This is a genomic window from Mesorhizobium sp. KACC 23794, assembly GCF_052180275.1.
Lineage (GTDB): Bacteria > Pseudomonadota > Alphaproteobacteria > Rhizobiales > Rhizobiaceae > Kumtagia.
The window spans coordinates 2,214,338-2,235,974 of sequence record NZ_CP197465.1; the positions used below are offsets into that span (position 1 = coordinate 2,214,338).

Sequence of the window (21,637 nt, forward strand, 5' to 3'; positions counted from 1 at the left end):
GTAGTCATTCGGGAGGTTCCATGCCGGACAAAATCAAAATCCTCGTCGTCGGCCTCGGCAACATGGGCGCGTCCCATGCCAGCGCCTATCATCGCAATCCGGGGTTCGAGATCGTCGGGCTGATGAGCCGCTCGATCAAGGGCAAGAAAATCCCCGACGAGCTGAAAAACTACCCGCTCTATGAGGACTACGACCAGGCGCTGAAGGAAGCAAAACCCGACGCGGTGTCGATCAATTCCTGGCCGAACACCCATGCCGAATACGCGCTGAAGGCGTTCGACGCCGGCTGCCATGTCTTCATGGAGAAGCCGATCGCCACCAATATCGAGGACGCCGAAAAGGTGGTTGCCGCTGCTCGCGCCGCCAATAAGAAGCTGGTGCTGGGTTACATCCTGCGCGTGCATCCGTCCTGGATCAAGTTCATCGAGATGGGCAAGACGTTGGGAAAACCGTTGGTGATGCGGCTCAACCTCAACCAGCAGTCTTCCGGCCCGGCCTGGCACTGGCACAAGAACCTGATCGACTCGCTGATCCCGATTGTCGACTGCGGCGTGCATTACGTCGACGTCATGTGCCAGCTTACCGGCGCCAAGCCGGTGCGCGTCCACGGCATCGGCGCGAAACTCTGGGCGGAGGCCGACAAGGACAATTACGGCCATTTGCACGTCACCTTCGATGATGGCTCGGTCGGCTGGTACGAGGCCGGCTGGGGGCCGATGATGAGCGAGGTCGCGTTCTTCGTGAAGGATGTGGTCGGCCCGAACGGCGCTGTGTCGATCGTCGCCAACCAGGGCGGCAGCGTCACGGATGCCGAAAAACTTTCCGATTCCGCCGATATCGACAAGCACACCAAGACCGACGCGATCAAAATCCATCACTCTGCCGTCGACAAGGACAAGAACTGGTCGAAGCCGGACGAGGTTTTTTCGATGACCGACGAGCCCGGCCACCAGGAACTCTGCGACCGCGAGCAGGCGTTTTTCCTCAAGGCGATCCAGGAGGATCTCGACCTGTCGGAATCCATGGACGCCGCGGTCAACTCGCTGCGCATCGTTCTGGCGGCCGAACAGAGCATCGCGGAGAAGAAGGCGATCGAACTGGCGTGAACTGACGGCGGCGCCGCCAACCGGCTTTGCACGGCGGACCGGCTGTCGTGGCGCTCACCGCGATTGACCGGTCGCGCCGCCCCTCACTGTCCTGCCGGACATCTCTCCCCGCAAGAACGGGGCGAGATGGCCAAGCTTTACCGCTTTCGCCAATCTCCAACGTCGGCGATTGGCGAAAACATCGGCGGCAGCCGTTCTCACCCCGCTTGCGGGGAGAGATGTCCGGCAGGACAGTGAGGGGCGGCGCGGACGGTTGAAATCTGTCGCCGGACGGCTCTGCCGCCCGCTCTTGATTGCCGGAGTACCTATGATGCTGGCTGACCAACTCCGCCGCCTGTTCGAAATCGGCCAGCATCCGCTCCGCCTCACCCGCAGCGCTACGCGGCAAGATGACGGCTTCACCATCGAAACCCTCTCCTTCGTCACCGCGGATGGCGAGAGCGTGCGCGGTCTCCTCACGCGACCGGCGGCAGTTACGCTACCCCCTAACCCCTCCCCACAAGGGGGAGGGGGACTTTGCGGGGGCTACGCCAGCCGGAACCGTCGACAATTGGCGCCAGGCGGAGATGCCAGCCGGTTCCCCTCCCCCTTGTGGGGAAGGGTCAGGGGTGAGGGTAGCGCCGAAGAACGACCGGCCGCTGCCGGCCATTCTCTATATCCACGCCCATGGCGACCGCTACGACATCGGCGCTTCGGAACTAGTGGGGGGCAGGTCGGCGCTGCAATCGCCGCTGGGGCCTGTGCTGGCGCGCGCCGGCTATGCGACGCTGGCCATCGACCTGCCGTGTTTCGGCGACCGCTCGGCGAACAAGGAGCAGGCGATGGCGAAGGCGCTGCTCTGGCGGGGCGCTCGCTTGCTGGAAAAATGTTCGGCGAGCTTTTCTCGGCGCTGGATTATCTCGCGGCGCGCCCGGATGTCGATCCCGCCCGCATCGGCGTTTTCGGCATCTCGATGGGCGCCACCTTCGGCTACTGGCTGGCGGCGGTGGAGCCGCAGCTTGCCTGCGTCATGCATCTCTGCTGCTTCGCCGATTTCGGCGAACTGACCTTGACCGGCGCGCATGATTTGCACGGCATCTATCTGACGATCCCGGGCCTGCTCGATGTCGCCGGCAATGGCGAGATCGCCGGGCTGATCGCGCCGCGCCCGCAACTCGTATGCATCGGCGACCGCGACCCGCTGACCCCGCCGCATGCCTTCGAACCGGCCTTTTCGCAACTCGCCGCAGCCTATCGGAAGGCCGGCGCCGCCGAACACCTCGTGCTCCACCGCGAGGTCGAAACCGGCCACCAGGAGAGCCCCGCGATGCGGCGGAGCGTGATGACGTTCGCAACCGCGCATCTGCAATAGCACCACCGCCACCCGCCGTGCCTCTGGTACGCTCACAATGGCCGCGAGATGAGCCGCCGCGTCCGGCGGCGCTTCTTCGTCCGTTGTCCCGCTCCAGGCACCTTCCGGCCATACGGTGTGGGGCCGATCGCTCCGTCTCCGGTTGCGCGGCGCGCGGCGCGCCGCTATAGCCCGGACTTCGCCGTTTTCCATCGTCCGCCGAGGCAACAAATGTCCGTCGATATCGCCACCGTGAAGCGCGTCGCGCGCCTTGCCCGCATCGCCGTCGACGATGCGGACGCCGAGCGCATGACCGGCGAGCTCAATGCCATCCTCGGCTTCGTCGAGCAGCTGAACGAGGTCGACGTGACCGGCGTCGAGCCGATGACCTCGGTGACGCCGATGGCCATGAAGAAGCGGCAGGACGCGGTGACCGACGGCGGCAAGGCTGCCGACATCGTCGCCAACGCGCCCGCGACGGCCGAGAATTTCTTCCTCGTGCCCAAGGTCGTGGAGTAAGCGCCGTGGCGGTCGATATCGCCGTCGAGACACCCCTGCAGGATGATGTCCGAGCCCTCGTGGCCGAGCTGAACGCCTATCTCATCCCGCTGACGCCGCGCGAATTCCAGTTCCAGCTCACCGTCGAGCAGATGGCCGAGCCGACGGTGACCCTGTTCGTGGCGCGCGACGGCGGGCAGGCTGTCGGCATGGGCGCGCTGAAGGACCACGGCAACGGTGTCGGTGAGGTCAAGCGCATGTACACGCTGCCCGCCGTTCGCGGCCAGCGCGTCGGCGCTGCGCTGCTCGGCCAGGTCGAAACCCTGGCGCGTGAAAAGGGCATTTCCCGCCTGGTACTGGAAACCGGCGAGGCGCCGGGCTTCGAGCCGGCCTATCGCGTCTATGAGCGCGGCGGCTTTACCACCTGCGGCGCGGTGCTCGACTATCCCGATTCCGGCCATTCCCGATTCTACGAAAAGAAGCTGTCCTAAATGACCGAGCTCACCGGACTGACCATTGCTGAGGCCCGCGCAAAACTGAAGGCGCGCGAGATCACCTCCACGGAACTGACCGACGCCTATCTCGCGGCGATCGACGCCGCCAATTCGACCTTCAACGCCTATGTCGCCGTTACCCACGACAAGGCGCGGGACATGGCAAAAGCCTCCGACGCGAAGCTGGCCAAGGGCGAGGCCGGCGCACTGGAAGGCATTCCGCTGGGGATCAAGGACCTGTTCGCCACCGAGGGCGTGCATACCCAGGCGTGCAGCCACGTTCTCGACGGCTTCAAGCCGCGTTATGAATCGACCGTCACGTCCAACCTGTGGGCCGATGGCGCGGTGATGCTCGGAAAACTCAACATGGACGAGTTCGCCATGGGCTCGTCCAACGAGACGTCCTACTACGGCCCCGTCGTCAACCCGTGGCGGCGCCAGCGCACCGAGATGCTGGTCACGCCGTCGACCCATATGGGCGAGGGCGGTTTCGTCGCGGGCGGCGGCGGAACGCGGCAGGTCAAGGCGCTGGACAACGTGCAACTCGTGCCAGGCGGATCGTCGGGCGGTTCGGCGACCGCCGTCTCCGGCTTCCTCTGCGCCGCGGCGACGGCCACCGACACCGGCGGCTCGATCCGCCAGCCGGCGGCATTCACCGGCACGGTCGGCATCAAGCCGACCTATGGCCGCGTCTCGCGCTGGGGCGTCGTCGCCTTCGCCTCTTCGCTCGACCAGGCCGGCCCGATCGCCCGCGACGTGCGCGACGCCGCGATCATGCTGAAGTCGATGGCCTCGGTCGACGCCAAGGACACGACTTCCGTCGACATGCCCGTGCCGGACTACGAGGCCGCGCTCGGCAAGCCGATCAGAGGCATGAAAATCGGCATCCCGAAGGAATACCGCGTCGACGGCATGCCGGAAGAGATCGAGGCGCTGTGGCAGAAGGGCATCGCCTGGCTGAAGGACGCGGGTGCAAAGATCGTCGACATCTCGCTGCCGCACACCAAATACGCACTTCCGGCCTATTACATAGTCGCGCCGGCCGAAGCCTCGTCCAACCTCGCGCGCTACGACGGCGTGCGCTACGGCCTGCGCGTGCCTGGAAAAGACATCATCGACATGTACGAAAAGACTCGCGCCGCCGGTTTCGGCCGCGAGGTCAAGCGCCGCATCATGATCGGCACCTACGTGCTCTCCGCAGGTTATTACGACGCCTATTACCTGCAGGCCCAAAAGGTTCGCACGCTGATCAAGCGCGATTTCGAGACGGTGTTCGACGCCGGCGTCGACGTCATCCTGACGCCGGCCACGCCGTCGGCGGCCTTCGGCATCGCCGACGAGGACATGGCGAACGACCCGGTGAAGATGTACCTGAACGACATTTTCACCGTCACCGTGAACATGGCCGGCCTTCCAGGCATCGCGGTGCCCGCCGGCCTCGACGCCAAGGGCCTGCCGCTGGGCCTGCAGCTCATCGGAAGACCGTTCGACGAGGAGACCTTATTCCAGACGGCGCATGTCATCGAGCAGGCCGCCGGGCGGTTCAAGCCGGAGAAGTGGTGGTAATGACAGTCTCGCGAGTGATCGTCAGAACCGTTCCTCGTGGACATACCGAGGTGCACGAGTACGAACTTATACAATACGAGGACGGCACCTTTCCGATATACAAAAAGGTACCCGGAGCGAGACGTACCGACGATTTGATCGATCCGCGACCTTCTTCGATCGACCAAGCGGCTCTGTTGATTGTTGACGGCCATCCGGCGCGATTTACTGTTGATGGCCCTTCATATCGAGGTACTTCAGTTTTTCGAATAGGCTCGCAGAAGATTCTGGTCGAACATAGCTGATAGCCGTGTTCTTTCTCCTCTCCAAAATCTTCTGGTTCTTCGTTCAGCCGCTGAATCTGGCGATCTTCCTGCTGGTTGCGGGCCTGCTCGCCGGCCTCTTCCGCCGCCGAGGGCTCATGGCGGCGGGGACAGGCACTGCTTTCCTTGTCCTTGCAGTGGCAACATGGACTTCCTTCGGCCAGGCGCTGCTCAACCCGCTTGAGGAACGCTTTGCCCGTCCAAACCCGGCGCCCCAAAAGGTCGACGGCATCGTAGTGCTCGGCGGCGGGCTGGAGGGGTCGATCAACCTGGTGCGCGGCGGCTACGAGGTGAATGCCGGCGGCGACCGCTATATCGAGACGGCGGTGCTGGCGCGGCGCTATCCGCAGGCGCGAATCGTGGTCAGCGGCGGCACCGGCACGCTGTTCCTGGAAGGCGAGGGCGATGGCGCCACCGCGCCGCGCCTGCTGACGGCGCTGGGCGTCGACCCGGCGCGGCTTGTGCTGGAGAACCAGTCCCGCAACACTTATGAAAACGCCGTCTTCACCAAAAGGCTGGTGACGCCGAAACCCGGAGAGACCTGGCTGCTGGTCACCTCGGCCTTCCATATGCCGCGCTCCATGGCGCTGTTCCGCAAGGCGGATTTTGCCGCGGTTCCCTGGCCGGTCGACTATCGTACTTCCGGCCGGGAAAGCCTGTTCTTCGCCGACAACGCCATCGATTCGCTGCAGGCGACGACGCTCGGCATCCGCGAATGGATCGGGCTTTTTGCATACTGGCTGTCGGGGCGCATCGACGAGCCGTTTCCAAAGAGTGGGCAGTAGCGAACAGGCAGTCGGCAGTAGGGATTTTACACCCGACTGCCTATTGCCCACTGCCTTCTTTTCCCAACGCCACCCTGCGCGCTTCCGAAAAGAACTGCCGACGCAACAGCACGGCGAACAGCAGCAAGGTGGTGGACAGGAAGACGATCGGGCTCAGGAACCACCCGAGATAGGCGATCGAGAAGAAGATGCCGCGCAGACCGGCGTTGAAATGCGAGCCGGCCAGCATGTTCATCCGCGCCGCGCGCTGGATCGCCGCCTCCATCTCCGAGGGATCGTCAAGGCTGTCGCGGTGCATCGGCACGGCGCCGACCAGAATCGAACAGTAGTTGAAGAGGCGATACGACCAGCCGAACTTGAAGAAGGCATAGGCGAGGATGGCGATCAGCCCGACCACCTTGACTTCGAAGGCCTGGCGGGAGTGCTGCGCGGCGATCGGCAGGTCGTTGACGATCATCAGCACATTGTCGGCGCCCCTGAGCAGGGCGAAGCAGCCGCCGAGCGCGATCAGCGCGCTGGAAGCGAAGAACGCCGTCCCCTGCTGCAAACCTACCATGATGCTGGTGTCGATCATGCGCAGCTCGCGCCGGCCCATCGTGTGCATCCAGGCCAGCCGCTGGGCGTTCATGGCGGCAGTCAGCGACACGCGCCTGACCAGATGGCCGTTGGCCGCCAGCGCATGGACGACCCATACAGCGAGGAAGACGGCGAGTGCGGCGAAATCCGCCGGAGACAGGATCAGCGATTCGGCCATGCAGGCAGTCTAGTGCGGCAGCCGGCTCGAGCAAAATAGAAGCAGCCAGATTTTCTGCAGTGATGACTGCGAGCAGCCAGGGTTCTTCGCCGATGCCGCAAAACCGCCGTATCGGTGAAAGCTTCGTTTACGGTAAATGAGCGGTAATGCCTTGATTTGATTAAAATGCCGGCGATCTGCTCCCGTAGGGGAACCGCACCCGGCCATGTTTCTGCCATTTTTGCAGTTGCGAAGGCACGTCCGAAATCGTATTCAGCATCGGCTCCGGTCCGGGGAACAAGGCGGCGAAACGACCGTCCCGCTCCAGGCCGGCAATGACGGGAAAATCATGGACGACGGAATTCAGAAGTCCTGCTGGGGTTTGACGACAAAGGTGGTCATCGGCTTCGCGGGTATCCTCCTGCTGGCCTGGCTGGTCGGAGGTCATGAGACGGCGGCGGTTCTGGCCGCAAGCTGACCGGCACCTGGGGCAATACCGAAAGGGCGCGGGAGACCGCGCCTTTTCGCGTTTCAGGGCGTCATGTCGCGGCCTGCACAGCGGATTTCGGAGCGGGCCTAGTCCGCAGGCCATAAAAGACCGATATCTATGGTCCGGTGCGCGAAAGTTCGCACGACCGGACACGGAGCATCCCGCTTGTTTCTTTCCGTCTTCGACCTGTTCAAGATCGGCATCGGCCCCTCCAGCTCCCACACGATGGGGCCGATGACGGCCGCAAGGCGTTTCCTCGACGAGGTCGCAGGCGACGACTGGCCGCGTCCGGCCGGCACCAAAGTGGGACGGCTCGGCGCCAGCCTGCACGGCTCGCTCGCCTACACCGGCATCGGCCACGGCTCCGACCGCGCGGTCATCCTCGGGCTCGCCGGCGAGACGCCGACCACGGTCGACCCGGACAAGTCGGACGCGCAGATCGAGACGATCAAGGCGGACAAGCGTGTCTCGCCGCCCGGCCACCCGTCCTATCGCTTCGACCCGGCTGTCGATCTCGTGCTCGACCGGAAGACGCCGCTGCCCGGCCACGCCAACGGCATGACCTTTTACGCCTACGATACCGACGACCACCTGATCCTGCGCCGCGTCTATTATTCGGTCGGCGGCGGCTTCGTCGTCTCCGAGGAAGAATTGCAGCGCATGAAGGGCCGCTCCGCCAAAGCCGGCGGCCCGCGCGTGCCTTATCCCTTCGCCGACGCTGCCGAGATGCTGAAGATGGCCGAAAGGAGCGGCCTGTCGATCGCCGAGATGAAGCGGGCCAACGAAGAAACGCAGATGCCGCGCGAAGAGCTCGACGCAGGGCTCGACGCCATCTGGAGCGCGATGCGCGGCTGCATCGAGCGCGGTCTGGCGCAGGAGGGCATCATGCCGGGCGGGCTGAAGGTGCGCCGGCGTGCAAAAATGCTGCACCAGAAGATGGAGGAGGAGTGGCGCCAGAACCGGCCGAACCCACTGCTCGCCAATGACTGGCTATCGGTCTATGCCATGGCGGTCAACGAGGAGAATGCCGCCGGCGGCCGCGTCGTCACCGCGCCGACCAACGGCGCCGCCGGCACGCTGCCGGCCGTACTGCGCTACTGGCTGCATTTTCACCCCGAGGCGGACCAGCCGAGCATCCGCGACTTCCTGCTGACGGCCGCTGCCGTCGGCGGCATCATCAAGACCAACGCCTCGATCTCCGGCGCCGAGGTCGGCTGCCAGGGGGAGGTGGGCTCGGCCTCCGCGATGGCGGCTGCGGGCTTGTGCGCCGTCATGGGCGGCACGCCGGAGCAGGTGGAGAACGCCGCCGAGATCGCGCTGGAGCATCACCTCGGCATGACCTGCGACCCGGTCGGCGGGCTGGTGCAGGTGCCCTGCATCGAGCGCAATGCGCTGGGCGCCGTGAAGGCGGTCACCGCCGCCTCGCTGGCGGTCAAGGGCGACGGCAAGCACTTCGTGCCGCTCGACGCGGCGATCGAGACCATGCGCCAGACCGGCCTCGACATGAGCGAAAAGTACAAGGAGACCAGCCTCGGCGGGCTGGCGGTCAATGTCGTGGAGTGCTGAACGGCTGTTTTCGACGAAGGGGCCTGTGGAGAACGCGCTCTGCCGTTGACCGTCGTGCCCCGTGCGCTAAACCATGAAAACCATGGCGCTCAATCTTATAAAACTCTGTGTCGGCTGCGACAGCGTCGAGGATCTGGAAGAGTGGATCGAGTTCCGCCTCGACGAAAAGCGGCGGGCCGGCGAGCCGGTCGAGCATTATCACACCACCCGCATGGTGCCGACGCGCGCCGCTGAACTTATCGACGGCGGCTCGCTCTACTGGGTCATCAAGGCGCAGGTGCAGTGCCGCCAGCGCCTCGTGGAAATCCGCCCGTTCACCGATGACGAAGGCATCGGCCGCTGCCATCTCGTGCTCGACCCGCATGTCGAGCGCACCGAGTGGCAGCCGCGCCGCGCCTTCCAGGGCTGGCGTTACTTGAAGCCCGCCGACGCGCCGGCCGACCTAGGCAAGGGCAGGGCAGGCCTCATGGAAATGCCGCCGCATCTGAGGCAGGAACTGGCGGCGCTCGGGCTGCTCTGAGGCGGACCGTTCCTGCCGCGTCTCGACACCTGCGTCGACAACCGCGAGACTTCGACGCCTGGATGTTCCGCATCCCGTGCAATCTGTGGGTCGACCAGGTCCGCCGCAGCATCGTCTGCCTGCAGGAGGATTTCTCCGCCCATCAGGAAGCGGGCTGCCGCTCCTATGTCGAAATTCCGGCCGCATTGGCCGATGCCGGCCTTCCCAAAGGATGGCTGGCATCGGCGGTATCCGAAAAATCCCCCGCAGCGCCTTGTGTGATATCCCTATCCGCAGGCGAGAAAGGGACATCCAGCCGGCATCAGCCGGGATGCGTCATGTCTTCCGGGCGCACCAGGCGGTCGAAGTCGGCGTCGCTGACATAGCCGCCGCCGACGGCCTCCTGGCGCAGCGTGGTGCCGTTCTTGTGGGCGGTCTTGGCGATCTTGGCGGCATTGTCGTAGCCGATTGTCGGCGCCAGCGCGGTGACCAGCATCAGCGAGCGCTCCAGCGCGGCCTTGATGTTGTCCTCGCGCGCCTCGATGCCGACCACGCAATTGTCGGTGAAGGAGACGGCCGCGTCGCTCATCAGCTGTACGGATTGCAGGAAATTGTAGGCCATCAGCGGGTTGTAGACGTTGAGCTCGAAATGGCCCTGGCTGCCGGCGAAGGTAATGGTGGAATTGTTGCCCATGACCTGGATGCAGACCTGGGTCAGCGCCTCGCACTGCGTCGGGTTGACTTTTCCCGGCATGATCGACGAGCCGGGCTCGTTTTCCGGCAGCGAGAGTTCGCCAAGACCGGAACGCGGGCCGGAGCCGAGCAGGCGGATGTCGTTGGCGATCTTGAACAGCGCGGCGGCCGCGGCGTTGATCGCGCCGTGCGAAAACACCATCGAATCATGCGCGGCCAGCGCCTCGAACTTGTTGGGGGCGGTGACGAAACCGATGCCGGTGATCGCCGCGATGCGCTCGGCGACCTTTTCCGCGAAGCCGACCGGGGCGTTAAGGCCGGTGCCGACCGCCGTGCCGCCTTGGGCAAGCTCCTGCAGGCCGGGCAGCGTCAGCTCGATGCGCTGGATCGACGAGGCGACCTGCGCGGCATAGCCGGAGAACTCCTGGCCGAGCGTCAGCGGAGTCGCGTCCTGCGTGTGGGTGCGGCCGATCTTGATGATGTGGTCGAACGCCTTGGCCTTTGCGTCGAGTGCTGCGTGCAGATGTTTCAGCGCCGGCAGCAGGTCGTGGACGATGCGCTCGGCGCAGGCGATGTGCATCGCCGTCGGATAGGTGTCGTTCGACGACTGGCTCATGTTGACGTGGTCGTTGGGGTGCACCGGCTTCTTGGAACCCATGACGCCGCCCAGCATCTCGATCGCCCGGTTCGAGATCACCTCGTTGGCGTTCATGTTGGACTGGGTGCCGGAGCCGGTCTGCCAGACGACCAGCGGGAAATGCGCGTCGAGCTTTCCGTCGATGACTTCCTGCGCGGCGTCGACGATCACGTTGCCGATCGACGGATCGAGCCGACCGAGATCCATATTCACTTCCGCCGCCGCCCGCTTGACGATGCCAAGCGCCCGGACCACCGACAGAGGCTGCTTTTCCCAGCCGATCTTGAAGTTGCCGAGCGAACGCTGCGCCTGTGCACCCCAGTAGCGGTCGCTGGCGACCTCGATCGGGCCAAAGGTGTCGGTCTCGGTTCTGGTCTGGCTCATCGCGTCTTGTTTCCCTGTGCCGGCGTTTTCGCGGTTGGCGTATCGCGTCGCACAACGGGCTTCAAGCGGAGAATGGAAAGGCAGGAAGCCTAATCGATTGAAGCTCCGACGTTCGCCGCGAGCGTGGCATCACACCTGGCGACGGCGGATTTCCGGCCTGGACGAAGCCACCCGCTTGACGTCCCGACACGGCCGCCAGAGGCCGCGCCGGCATGCCGGTCGGTTGTGGGATGCGTCTCAGGAGAGGCCGCGCCGGCCGAAACCGGTCGAGCCGTGCCTGCCCGCCGGCCGCGTCGCTGGCGGGGCTGCGACCGGCGAGGCGGCTGCCTGCCGCTGGCGTGCCGGCTCCTCGCGCTGCCGGCGAAGCGGGCCGGGTTCCGGGTCGCCATTGTCAAGATACTCGCCGAATGCGTTGCCGCCGCCGCGCTGGCCAAAATCGTTCGCGCCGCCCGTGCCGCTGAGAAAACCGCACTCGACGAGCTGCCAGATACCGCCGATGAACGGGATAAAGACGATCAGGAACCAGAATCCCGACTTGTTGCGGTCGTGGTAGCGTTTGACGGTCACGGCCACGTTCATCCACACGGCAAGCACATAGAAGGCGAGGAACATGATGATGAGGGCAAGCCCGTTGCTGGCGAAGACCTGCCTGATGCGCTCCTCGCTCATGTCGCTGACGCCCATGCCGACGATGAAGAAGGGTGTGGCGAGGAGCACGAAAATGATGAGCTGCGCGCCCCACCATTGAAGGCGTCCGATGCGCCCCTGGATGCCAAAAAAGAAATTCATCTCTCTGCCCTCAAGCCACGGGCAAGAAATAAGGAGGGACTGCGAAGATTTGGTTAGTTTGTCATCGTGGATTTAAGCAGACAAAATATTGAAGAAAATATCGTTACTATCCGTTTTCCAATCAATATAGGATTTTATGCAATTTTCTTGATTTTAGAATCCACGCTTGGGAGGGCTCGTTGGTCGCCGATCGAAGCGGCGCTCTTCCAAACGAAAACCGCCCCGCCGGTGAGGGCTCCGGCGAGGCGATTTGTAACATTGGCCATCCTTCCGACTCGTCATCTGGAATAGCCGCTGCACATTCCAAGAATGCGCGGGGAGGCGGAGGGTTCCGCAGGTCCTTGCGGAAAACGGTTTTGCGTTTGGACAGACCGGAACGGGCCGGCGATCCCTGGCGGCGTTGCCGGGCGGCACGCGGTGGGCTAACCAGACGAGAGGCCCGGCCGGCAAGGGATTGCTGGTGATATCGGGCGGCGCGGAGAGATCATGAGCGAATTTGTCCTCTATATCGCCAACAAATGTTTCTCGTCCTGGTCGCTGCGCCCCTGGGTGGCGATGCGGCATCTCGATATTCCGTTCCGCGAGGAGTTCGTGCGGCTACGCAGGCCCGAAACGGCGGCAAACCTCGCCAAGATTTCGCCGACAGGGCAGGTGCCGGTACTGCTTCACAACGGCAGGATCATATGGGAAACCCTTGCGATCCTCGAATATCTCAACGATCTCTTCCCCGAGAAGCGGCTGTGGCCGGCCAACATCGAAGCCCGCGCCCTGGCGCGCTCGGTGGCGACGGAGATGCATTCGGGATTTCGCGAATTGCGCTATGGCTGGCCGATGAACCTGCGCCGTCCAAAGGCTCACAAGGCGATGCAGGGCGAAGGCGACGACAACCGCCGCCGCATCGAGGCGATCTGGCGCGAATGTCGGGAAAGATACGGGCAGGGCGGACCTTTCCTGTTCGGCCATTTCACCGCGGCCGACGCCATGTACGCACCCGTCGTCACCCGCTTCGACACCTATGGCGGCGACCTGGAGCCCGACATCCGCGCCTATGTCGACGCCGTGCTGGACACGCCGGCGATGCGCCACTGGTACGCCGAAGCAGCGAAGGAGCCCTGGCCGGAGCCCGGGCCGCACGAACAGGATTGAACGCGGGTCGCGCCAAACTTTTTCGCACAACGAAAAACGCCTCCCGCACCTTTGACAGTGCTGGAGGCGTCTTTTTGTCTTTGGCCGTCTATTGAACTGCCTTGGACATCACAATAATGCGCCGTCGGCAAAAGGGTTCCAGATTTTGTGAATTTTTCTCCAGGCGGATTGTCGATGCAAAAAGGGCGGCCTTTCGGCCGCCCTTCCGCATTCACAGAGCCTTGGTTGGCTGGACTTAGAAATCCATGCCGCCCATGCCGCCCATGCCGCCGCCGCCGGGCATGCCCATCGGCGCGGCGTCCTTCTTCGGAGCCTCGGCGATCATGGCCTCGGTGGTGACCAGCAGGCCGGCGACCGAAGCGGCGTCCTGCAGAGCGGTGCGTACGACCTTGACCGGGTCGACGATGCCCATGGCGATCATGTCGCCATATTCGCCGGTCTGGGCGTTGTAGCCGTAGGTCGCGCCCTTGTTGTCGAGGATCTTGCCGGCGACGATCGAAGCTTCCGCTCCGGCGTTGGCGGCGATCTGACGGGCCGGAGCCTGCAGCGCGCGGCGCACGATGGCGATGCCGGCGGCCTGGTCGGAGTTGGCGCCGGTGGCCTTCAGGTTGGCCGAGGCGCGGAGCAGGGCGACGCCGCCGCCGGCGACGATGCCTTCTTCCACCGCAGCGCGGGTGGCGTTCAGCGCGTCGTCAACGCGGTCCTTCTTCTCCTTGACTTCGACTTCCGTCGCACCGCCGACGCGGATGACCGCAACGCCGCCGGCCAGCTTGGCCAGACGCTCCTGCAGCTTCTCCTTGTCGTAGTCCGAGGTGGTCTCCTCGATCTGCTGCTTGATCTGGGCGACGCGGCCCTGGATCTCGGCCTTCTTGCCGGCGCCGTCGACGATGGTGGTGTTCTCCTTGGAGATCGACACCTTCTTGGCGCGGCCGAGCATGTTGAGGCCGACATTCTCGAGCTTGATGCCGAGGTCTTCGGAGATGACCTGGCCGCCGGTCAGGATGGCGATGTCTTCCAGCATGGCCTTGCGGCGGTCGCCGAAGCCCGGAGCCTTGACGGCGGCGATCTTCAGGCCGCCACGCAGCTTGTTGACGACGAGCGTGGCCAGAGCCTCGCCTTCGACGTCTTCCGAGATGATGAGCAGCGGCTTGGAGGTCTGCACGACGGCTTCCAGCACCGGCAGCATGGCCTGCAGGTTGGAGAGCTTCTTCTCGTGGAGCAGGATGTAGGCGTCTTCCAGCTCGGCAACCATCTTGTCCGGGTTGGTGACGAAGTAGGGCGAGAGGTAGCCGCGGTCGAACTGCATGCCTTCGACGACTTCCAGCTCGGTCTCGGCGGTTTTGGCTTCCTCGACGGTGATGACACCCTCGTTGCCGACCTTCTGCATCGCCTCGGCGATCATCTTGCCGACCGACTCGTCGCCGTTGGCGGAGATGGTGCCGACCTGGGCGACTTCTTCAGAAGTCTTGATCTTCTTGGCGGCCTTGCCGAGAGCGGTGACGACTTCGGTCACGGCGAGATCGATGCCGCGCTTCAGGTCCATCGGGTTCATGCCGGCAGCGACGGCCTTGTGGCCTTCCTGCACGATCGACTGGGCGAGAACGGTCGCGGTGGTGGTGCCGTCGCCGGCGATATCGTTGGTCTTGGACGCGACTTCGCGGATCATCTGCGCGCCCATGTTCTCGAACTTGTCGGCAAGCTCGATTTCCTTGGCGACGGTGACGCCGTCCTTGGTGATGCGCGGGGCGCCGAACGACTTGTCGATGACGACGTTGCGGCCCTTGGGACCGAGCGTGACCTTCACGGCGTCGGCGAGGATGTTGATGCCGTGGAGCATGCGCTCACGGGCATCGCGGGAGAATTTTACGTCTTTGGCAGCCATTTTTGAATTCCTTCGGAATTGAGGCGGTAGGGAGTAGGCAGTAGGCAGCAAGGGCTCGGCAAATTACTGCCTACTGCCCACTGCCGATTGCCCGAGCTTCAGATCAGCCGATGATGCCCATGATGTCGGATTCCTTCATGATCAGAAGGTCTTCGCCATTGAGCTTCACTTCGGTGCCCGACCATTTGCCGAACAGGATGCGGTCGCCGGCCTTGACGTCCAGCGGCACCAGCTTGCCGGCCTCGTCACGAGCGCCCGAACCGACGGCGATGATCTCGCCTTCCTGCGGCTTCTCCTTGGCGGTGTCCGGGATGATGATCCCGCCCTTGGTCTTCTCTTCGGATTCGACGCGGCGAACGACCACTCGGTCATGCAGCGGCCGGAAATTCGACTTTGCCATGATTGACTATCCCTGAATGCGGATGTTGAAAGGGTTTCCTCCATCCGGTCTGACCGGATCGCGATTAGCACTCACTTGGGGCGAGTGCTAACGTGGCGCGGAGATAGGCCCTGTCCCTTGCGATGTCAAGAACCGGGCAATGCCGGGATCATCCGATTTCAGATCGATTTTTGCGCTTGTCCCGGACGCCGCGGACGGCTTTGCCGGCGCTGTCGCCCGCAACGCAAAAAATGCCCCGCCGGCCGGCGGGGCATCTGCATGAGGGCCGGTCCGGCCGGTCAGCTGACGATGCGCAGGTTCGAAAGCTCGTTGGCGATTTCCTCGAACACCACATTCAGGGTGGCACCGGTGGCGTTCCAGAACAGCACCTTGTTCTTGTCGATGCGCGACGGCGAGGCGCATGCCTTCAGGAGGTCGATCTGCTGCTTTTCCGCCGTCTTCTTCGCGTCCAGATCGAGAGCGACGGTCATGACGATGATCCTTCCCCCGTTGGGATTCCCATTGGCGTCGAGTCGGGAGAAGGTTCCATTGTTGCAGAGCGCCTTGAAATGCTCGTTCATGGCGGCGGTGTAGTTGGTGTTGGTGAAGGTGGTCTTGGGCACGGCGGTGCTGGTGCCCTGGAAGATGCGCCCGGTCTTCGTGGTGTCGACGACCATCTTTCCATAGCCCATCGACGAGTAGATCGACTTGTTGCCCGTGCTGTCCGAATAGGCATTTCCGTTCGCATCGCCGAGCGAATCCGGCGTGTAATAGGTGTTGGCGCCGTCGGTAACGACGATGACGACCTTGTCGTTTCCCTTTTCCGTCTCGGCCCGGCCGCCGGTGAACGGCGCGGTGCTGGAGACCGTCCGCCAGCCCCAGGCCATGCCCTCGGGGACGTTGGTGGCGCCGAGCGGCTGCATGGCGTCGATCGCGTTGTTGATGACGGTCTTGCCGGCTGCGGTCGACACGTCGGTGAGCGGGGTGATGGCGGTCGTCGTGCAGCTCTGGTTGGGGCCGATGAGGGTTTTGTCGGTGGCGGTTCGGAAAGTCTCCGCATCCTTTTCAGGAGCTGACGTCGGGAAATACTTCGGCATGTATTTCTGCCGCTTCACATTCGTGTCGCTGAGAACGTCGGGCCACCAATTGTTGTAGGACCGGATGGGATCGGCCTCATCCGGCGCGAACATCGGCACGAACAGCGTCGCCGGCGTGCCGCTAGACGGAGCGGCGTCGTTCACGTCATAGGGCGAGGGGCGAGCTTCGACACATCCCTTCCAGTCGGCGAATGGACCGGTGGTGAGGGCGGACCAAGTCTTGCAGCTGCCATTGTTGTTATAGGCGGTGCAGGTTTTGTACGAACGCAGGATTTCCTTGTAAAGCGTGAAGCGCGTGACCTTCTGGTTCTCCTGCGTGCCCCAGGCGGTGCCCTTCTTGTAGTAGACGCCGCCAGCCGCCTCCACCCTCTTGTTGGCGTTGGCGGTCTTCATCGTCGTCCAGTCGAAATTCTCGTGATGGATCGGTGAAATGCCGTCCAGGTCCATCCATGTTTCGGTCTGGTGGTCCGGCCCGACATTGACGGACGCGGCGAACGGCACCAGCGAGAACTGCACCGGTTTCGGCACCTGCTTCATCTGCTCGGACTGGGCGGAAAGCGTGGTGACGAGTTCCTTCGCCGCCGCCTTGAGCAGGTCCATGCGAACCTGGCTGGAACTGCCGCCCTTCTCGGACATCGAGCCGGAGTTATCGAGAACCATCGCAACCTCCAGCGTGTTCTTCAGCTTGATCTCGGAGGTTTCCGTGAAATTGACGGTCGTCACGGCTTTATTGCCGAGCAGGCTGGTCAGCGCCGGCAGGAAATAGGGGTCGTACTCCATGACCGCCTTGAGCTTCAGCGTGCCGCCGCCGACATTCTCCTTTGGCAGCACAATCGTCAGCGTGGCCTTGTCGGGATCCACCCCGTTCAGATTGGCCTTGAAGAAGTTCTCCGCGTATATCCTGACATCCGCATCGGCCATGCCGGCGAGATAGACACGGGCGCTGGCGATGCCGGCCGCGTCGAGCGCATTGAGGGTTTGCGTGCGTTCGCGGGTCATCTCTGCATAGTCTATCGCGACGGCCAACCCGCCCAGGAGCGGCACCATGCAGATAACGGTCATCATGGCGAAGTTGCCGCGCTGGTCTGACCAGAATTTCCGGAACATTGAACGCATCCGCTTATCGTTTTTCTTGGAGGATGGTCGCATGAATGATTGAACATCCCGTCTGCCGGGATGGTTAAAGTTTGCGGGATTGATTCAGCCTGGGTTAACCACCGGCACAGAAGGCAGCCGACGGTCGTTTCAGGGGGAGGGGCCGATCGGCGTATCCGGCTTGGTATCGGGTAACTGCGGGCCGTGGCGTTCCGCCGTGCCGCACGGCGGGAGCGGCCGGGATGATATGGAAGCGGCTTTCCGGAAGCCATTTTGTACGGTAGGGCAGGGCTGTTCAGTCAAAGCTGGTGACAGGGTGAACACTCTCGGTTAATCCGGGCGCGGCCGGCCGCAACTCCTGCGGCCGGGACACGAGCGAAATGTCAGGTGCGGTGCGGCTTTGGTAGACTTCGTTGAATCGCTGGACGAGCTTTCCGGCTCGTATTCCGCCGTGCTCTGCGACGTATGGGGTGTCGTCCACAACGGCGTCTCGGCCTATCCGGATGCCGGTGTGGCGCTAGGGCGGGCGCGCGAAAAGGGGCTGGCGGTGGTGCTGATCACCAATTCGCCGCGCCCGCATGAAGGGGTGGAGGAGCAACTCGCGGCGCTCGGCGTGCCGGACAGCGCATGGGACCGCGTCGTGACCTCCGGCGATGTCACCCGCGACCTGATCCGCCAGGGGCCGCGCCGCATCTTCCATCTCGGGCCGGAGCGTGACCAGCCGATCTTCGACGGCATCGATGTCGAGCTTGTCGAAGAGCAGGAAGCGTCGGCGATCGTCTGCACCGGCCTGTTCGAGGACGAGCTGGAGACGCCGGAGGATTATGCGGAACAGCTTCGCCGCCTTCGCTCGCGCGACCTGCCATTCATCTGCGCCAATCCGGACATCGTCGTGGAGCGCGGCCACAAGATGATCTTCTGCGCCGGCGCGCTGGCGCGCGACTACGCCCTGCTCGGCGGCCGCACGCTGATCGCCGGCAAGCCGCATCGGCCGATCTATGTGGCGGCGCTTGCCGCGGCCGGCGAGGTGCTGGGCCGCCCTGTCGCGGAAGCCGATGCGCTGGCGATCGGCGACGGCATGCTGACCGACATCAAGGGCGCCGCCGACAATGGCATCGATGCCTTCTATGTTTCCGGCGGAATCCACGCCAGGGATTATGGCGATGTCGACGATCCCGACCGCGAACGCCTCGCGGCCTTTCTGCAGCATCACGGCCGGTCGCCCGTCGCCGTGATCCCGCGGCTGAGATAAACGGATCCGCGCATCATGACGACAGGCGGTTTCGATTGGCTGAAGGGTTCGCAGGCGCTCCCCGGGCGGTTGCGCGGCGGCGTAGTGGCGATCGGCAATTTCGACGGGATGCATCGCGGCCACCAGGCCGTTCTGGAGCGGGCGCTGCAGGAGGCGCGAGCCCTCGGCATCCCGGCGCTGGTGCTGACCTTCGAGCCGCATCCGCGCTCGGTGTTTCGCCCGGATATCGCCCTGCCGCGCATCACGCCGGCGCCGGTGAGGGCGCGGCTGACAAGGCTGCTCGGTTTCGACGCCATCGTCGAGAGAGAATTCACCCGCGACTTCGCCGGTCTGTCGGCCAATGACTTCATCGACGAGGTGCTGGTCCGGCAACTCGGCGTCGGCCATGTCGTGACGGGTTTCGATTTCCACTTCGGCAGGAACCGGCAGGGCAACCCAGGCTTCCTGATGGAGGCCGCTGCGGGCAGGGGTTTTGGCGTCACGCGGGTCGAGGCATTCAGCGACGAGGGCGGCGACGTCGTCTCGTCCAGCCGGATCAGGAGCCTGCTGGCGGCCGGCGACGTGCCGGAGGCCAATGGACTGCTCGGCTATCGCTTCACCGTCGAGAGCGAGGTCATCCACGGCAAGAAGCTCGGCCGCACGCTGGGTTTCCCGACTGCCAACATGGTGCTGCCGGAAGACGCGGTGCTGCGCCACGGCATCTACGCGGTGCGGCTGCGCCGGGCGAATGGCGACCTGCATGACGGCGTGGCGAGTTTCGGCCGTCGCCCGACGGTCGATACCGACGGCGAGCCATTGCTGGAGACCTATGTCTTCGATTTCGAAGGCGACCTCTACGGCGAGGTCTGCGACGTATCGTTCTTCGCCTACCAGCGCGGCGAGGAGAAGTTCGACGGGCTGGACGCGCTGCTCGACCAGATGAACCGCGACAAGGAAGAGGCCCGCGCGCTGCTTGCGGGCGTCAGGCCGCTGTCGGAACTGGATGTGCGGCTGGCCTTCTGACGCTTATCTCTTCAGGCCGAAACCGAAGGCGATGAAGCTGACGCCCTGGATAATCAGGTCGACCGCCAGGAAGATGCCCAGGATCCACAGGCTGTTGACCGGCCAGCCGCTCCAGATGACCAGGCCGGCAAGCGTCGTGATGACACCCGAGGCGACGATCCAACCCCAGCCGGAGAGCGATTTGCCGGTAAACCCGACCCAGATGCGCAGCAATCCCGATACCACCAGCGTGATGGCCAGAAACAAGGTCAGGATTGCAGAGGCGAGCAAGGGGTTGGTGAAGGCCAGATAGCCGGCGACGATGTAAAGCAGGCCGCTAATCAGCCACCAGAAGAAGCTGCCCCAAGTCTTCACGCCAAACGCGTGGACGATCTCCATCACGCCGCCCGCGATCATCATCCATCCGACGAAGAATACGGACGCGGCGGTGGCGACGAGAAGGTTGCCGGCGGCGATCACGCCAAGAACAAGAAGAAGCAAGCCCAGTACGACGAACCAGCCCCATTTTGTCCGCGTCTCCCGGTTGGCTTCATTCAGCGAACCCTGAGTCCCTTCGGATACCGTCATCTAAGCCACCTCGTTGAAATGCTGAAGCACATCGGCAGGTGGAGGTTACCGCTGCGTAAGGTTCCCGTCCAGCGGATGGAATGCGAACGATAGCGTTCAGAACGAAAAAGAATATTACGGGAAATCGCAAAACGCTGCCCGGTGCATCGAGAACGATTGGGCCGGCCTCGCCGATCGGCGGCCTGCCGTTCCGATTTCATGGCACCCCGAACTTCCTTCCGGACGGGCGGCAGGTCCTCAGAACGACTTGCTGAACGTGAATGTCTTCCGGCAATCGCCGTCATTGAGGGTGCAGGAATGCCCGGCCGTTATCCGGACGGATTTCCAGGGATAGATCTCGACACCCCAGCCGGCCCGGTTGAAGCTGCCCGACGAATTCGGGAGTTCCACGAACAGATGGTCGATGACCCATTTGGGCAGTTTGACCTTGTCGTAGAGGAATTCCTTTATGATGGTCTTCAGGATCAGTTCGTTGGCGATGTGGTGGAGGGCGTTCGGCGACAGCGATATGTCGCCCTCCGGTCCGCCGACGACCACCCCGAACTCGTCGATGTGGACGTTGCAGCGGACGGGGGAGAGGGCCAGGTGCAGGGCGCTGAAGTCGAGCGTCGCGGCCTGCCCGTCGGTCCATGAGATCTCGCGGAAACCGGTGCCGCTGGTGGCAAGGAAGGACATGTCGATGGCGTCCGGCCCGGCCTGCTTCTTGCCTTCGATGAAGGACTTGCCGTTGGCCTTCTGTGCGTCCCGGACGGCCTGTGCGAGCTTCTTGTAGTTGCGCGGATTGAAATTGATCCCGTCCAGCGTCGTGCCGCCGATCGCGGGTTCGCCGTCGATGAATTCCTCCAGCTTGATTCCGAGCACCGAAGTGCGTTTCGCGATAGCGAGGTAGACGCCGTTGCTCAGATATTTCGGCGGGCCACCCTGAGGGTCGCCCATGCGGCCCCAGTCATGCGGCGCGATATAGACGCGGCACAGGCCCGGCTTGTTGGTCGAGATGTCCAGGTGAAGGTAGTTGTAGGTGTGGGTCTGGCTGTAGCCGAACGCATCGATCCCGGCATCCCGCCACGGATCATGCTCCCCAGGCAGCGTGACGTCATGCTTGCGGAACCGTGTATTGTGTTCCGCCATCGTCATGAGGCGTTCGTACTGGTCGCAGTGGAACTCGAAGCCGTTGTAGTGGCGCGAGTAGCCCGTGATCCACCAGCGCTTGCCGTCGAGCGACAGGCCGACCTCGTTCAATTTCAGCCTTATCTTGTTGCTGGCATCCGCCGAAACGGTTTTGACCCAACCCATGTCCGACCTCGCTCCCTGGCTGCGATTGATCGCAAGATGTTGAAGGCTTGGC

The 21,637-nt window shown here is 63.7% G+C and carries 20 protein-coding genes; 12 read left to right on the top strand and 8 right to left on the bottom strand.

The genetic code is table 11. The annotated features are described in order from the left end of the window. The first annotated feature begins 20 nt into the window (after positions 1-20). From ACSBOB_RS10875 to ACSBOB_RS10900, 6 genes are all read left to right on the top strand, one after another. Positions 21-1,106, top strand: coding sequence for a Gfo/Idh/MocA family protein (locus ACSBOB_RS10875; protein WP_442582411.1), 1,086 nt, complete (start codon positions 21-23; stop codon positions 1,104-1,106). Positions 1,107-1,971: 865 nt separating this feature from the next. Continuing rightward, positions 1,972-2,457, top strand: coding sequence for an acyl-CoA thioester hydrolase/BAAT C-terminal domain-containing protein (locus tag ACSBOB_RS10880; RefSeq protein WP_442582412.1), 486 nt, complete (start codon positions 1,972-1,974; stop codon positions 2,455-2,457). 210 nt (positions 2,458-2,667) lie between these two features. Beyond that, the gene (gatC, locus tag ACSBOB_RS10885; RefSeq protein ID WP_442582413.1) at positions 2,668-2,955 is read left to right on the top strand and encodes an Asp-tRNA(Asn)/Glu-tRNA(Gln) amidotransferase subunit GatC; all 288 of its coding nucleotides are present in this window, start codon (positions 2,668-2,670) and stop codon (positions 2,953-2,955) included. A 5-nt stretch (positions 2,956-2,960) separates the two neighbouring features. After that, positions 2,961-3,425 (top strand): GNAT family N-acetyltransferase, encoded by a 465-nt coding sequence (locus ACSBOB_RS10890; RefSeq protein ID WP_442582414.1) that lies wholly within the window; start codon positions 2,961-2,963, stop codon positions 3,423-3,425. Then, positions 3,426-4,994, top strand: a complete 1,569-nt coding sequence (locus ACSBOB_RS10895; protein ID WP_442582415.1) for an amidase — start codon at positions 3,426-3,428, stop codon at positions 4,992-4,994. Positions 4,995-5,283: 289 nt separating this feature from the next. Next, positions 5,284-6,081 carry a YdcF family protein gene (locus tag ACSBOB_RS10900; RefSeq protein ID WP_442582416.1) on the top strand — a complete coding sequence of 266 codons (798 nt, stop codon included), beginning with the start codon at positions 5,284-5,286 and terminating at the stop codon, positions 6,079-6,081. 40 nt (positions 6,082-6,121) lie between these two features. On the opposite strand, the gene ACSBOB_RS10905 is transcribed toward ACSBOB_RS10900, so the two are convergent. After that, positions 6,122-6,835, bottom strand: a complete 714-nt coding sequence (locus ACSBOB_RS10905; RefSeq protein ID WP_442582417.1) for a DUF599 domain-containing protein — start codon at positions 6,833-6,835, stop codon at positions 6,122-6,124. 328 nt (positions 6,836-7,163) lie between these two features. On the opposite strand from ACSBOB_RS10905, the gene ACSBOB_RS10910 reads away from it, so the two are divergent. The 3 genes from ACSBOB_RS10910 (at position 7,164) to ACSBOB_RS10920 (ending at position 9,390) form a co-directional block, all read left to right on the top strand. Then, positions 7,164-7,292: a hypothetical protein gene (locus tag ACSBOB_RS10910; RefSeq protein WP_442582418.1), complete on the top strand. Its 129-nt coding sequence runs from the start codon at positions 7,164-7,166 to the stop codon at positions 7,290-7,292. Between the two features lie 177 nt (positions 7,293-7,469). Further along, positions 7,470-8,870 carry an L-serine ammonia-lyase gene (locus ACSBOB_RS10915; protein WP_442582419.1) on the top strand — a complete coding sequence of 467 codons (1,401 nt, stop codon included), beginning with the start codon at positions 7,470-7,472 and terminating at the stop codon, positions 8,868-8,870. An 82-nt stretch (positions 8,871-8,952) separates the two neighbouring features. Next, a complete protein-coding gene (locus tag ACSBOB_RS10920) occupies positions 8,953-9,390 on the top strand; it encodes a DUF1489 family protein (protein WP_442582420.1) in 438 nt (145 codons plus the stop codon). 301 nt (positions 9,391-9,691) lie between these two features. Here ACSBOB_RS10920 and fumC read toward each other — a convergent pair whose 3' ends face one another. Beyond that, entirely contained in the window at positions 9,692-11,083 is a 1,392-nt protein-coding gene (fumC, locus tag ACSBOB_RS10925) for a class II fumarate hydratase (RefSeq protein WP_442582421.1), read from the bottom strand. A gap of 237 nt (positions 11,084-11,320) precedes the next feature. Continuing rightward, complete coding sequence (locus ACSBOB_RS10930) at positions 11,321-11,872, bottom strand: DUF805 domain-containing protein (protein ID WP_442582422.1); 552 nt, start codon at positions 11,870-11,872, stop codon at positions 11,321-11,323. 486 nt (positions 11,873-12,358) lie between these two features. Here ACSBOB_RS10930 and ACSBOB_RS10935 point away from each other — a divergent pair, with 486 nt between their 5' ends. Beyond that, positions 12,359-13,018, top strand: a complete 660-nt coding sequence (locus tag ACSBOB_RS10935; protein WP_442582423.1) for a glutathione S-transferase family protein — start codon at positions 12,359-12,361, stop codon at positions 13,016-13,018. A 235-nt stretch (positions 13,019-13,253) separates the two neighbouring features. Here the strand turns inward: ACSBOB_RS10935 and groL are convergent, their stop codons facing one another. The 3 genes from groL to ACSBOB_RS10950 all read right to left on the bottom strand — a co-directional run bounded on the left by groL (position 13,254) and on the right by ACSBOB_RS10950 (position 17,483). Then, entirely contained in the window at positions 13,254-14,900 is a 1,647-nt protein-coding gene (gene groL / locus ACSBOB_RS10940; RefSeq protein ID WP_442582424.1) for a chaperonin GroEL, read from the bottom strand. 103 nt (positions 14,901-15,003) lie between these two features. Continuing rightward, positions 15,004-15,300: a co-chaperone GroES gene (gene groES, locus ACSBOB_RS10945; protein WP_349006755.1), complete on the bottom strand. Its 297-nt coding sequence runs from the start codon at positions 15,298-15,300 to the stop codon at positions 15,004-15,006. Between the two features lie 278 nt (positions 15,301-15,578). Continuing rightward, positions 15,579-17,483, bottom strand: coding sequence for a pilus assembly protein TadG-related protein (locus ACSBOB_RS10950; RefSeq protein ID WP_442582425.1), 1,905 nt, complete (start codon positions 17,481-17,483; stop codon positions 15,579-15,581). A gap of 388 nt (positions 17,484-17,871) precedes the next feature. On the opposite strand from ACSBOB_RS10950, the gene ACSBOB_RS10955 reads away from it, so the two are divergent. Both ACSBOB_RS10955 and ACSBOB_RS10960 read left to right on the top strand, forming a co-directional pair. After that, positions 17,872-18,723, top strand: a complete 852-nt coding sequence (locus ACSBOB_RS10955; protein ID WP_442582426.1) for a TIGR01459 family HAD-type hydrolase — start codon at positions 17,872-17,874, stop codon at positions 18,721-18,723. 15 nt (positions 18,724-18,738) lie between these two features. After that, on the top strand, positions 18,739-19,725 hold the full coding sequence (locus ACSBOB_RS10960) for a bifunctional riboflavin kinase/FAD synthetase (RefSeq protein ID WP_442582427.1): 987 nt from the start codon (positions 18,739-18,741) through the stop codon (positions 19,723-19,725). 3 nt (positions 19,726-19,728) lie between these two features. On the opposite strand, the gene ACSBOB_RS10965 is transcribed toward ACSBOB_RS10960, so the two are convergent. Both ACSBOB_RS10965 and ACSBOB_RS10970 read right to left on the bottom strand, forming a co-directional pair. Then, complete coding sequence (locus ACSBOB_RS10965; protein WP_442582428.1) at positions 19,729-20,292, bottom strand: HdeD family acid-resistance protein; 564 nt, start codon at positions 20,290-20,292, stop codon at positions 19,729-19,731. Positions 20,293-20,529: 237 nt separating this feature from the next. Beyond that, positions 20,530-21,585, bottom strand: coding sequence for a hypothetical protein (locus ACSBOB_RS10970; RefSeq protein ID WP_442582429.1), 1,056 nt, complete (start codon positions 21,583-21,585; stop codon positions 20,530-20,532). Between the last annotated feature and the right edge of the window lie 52 nt (positions 21,586-21,637).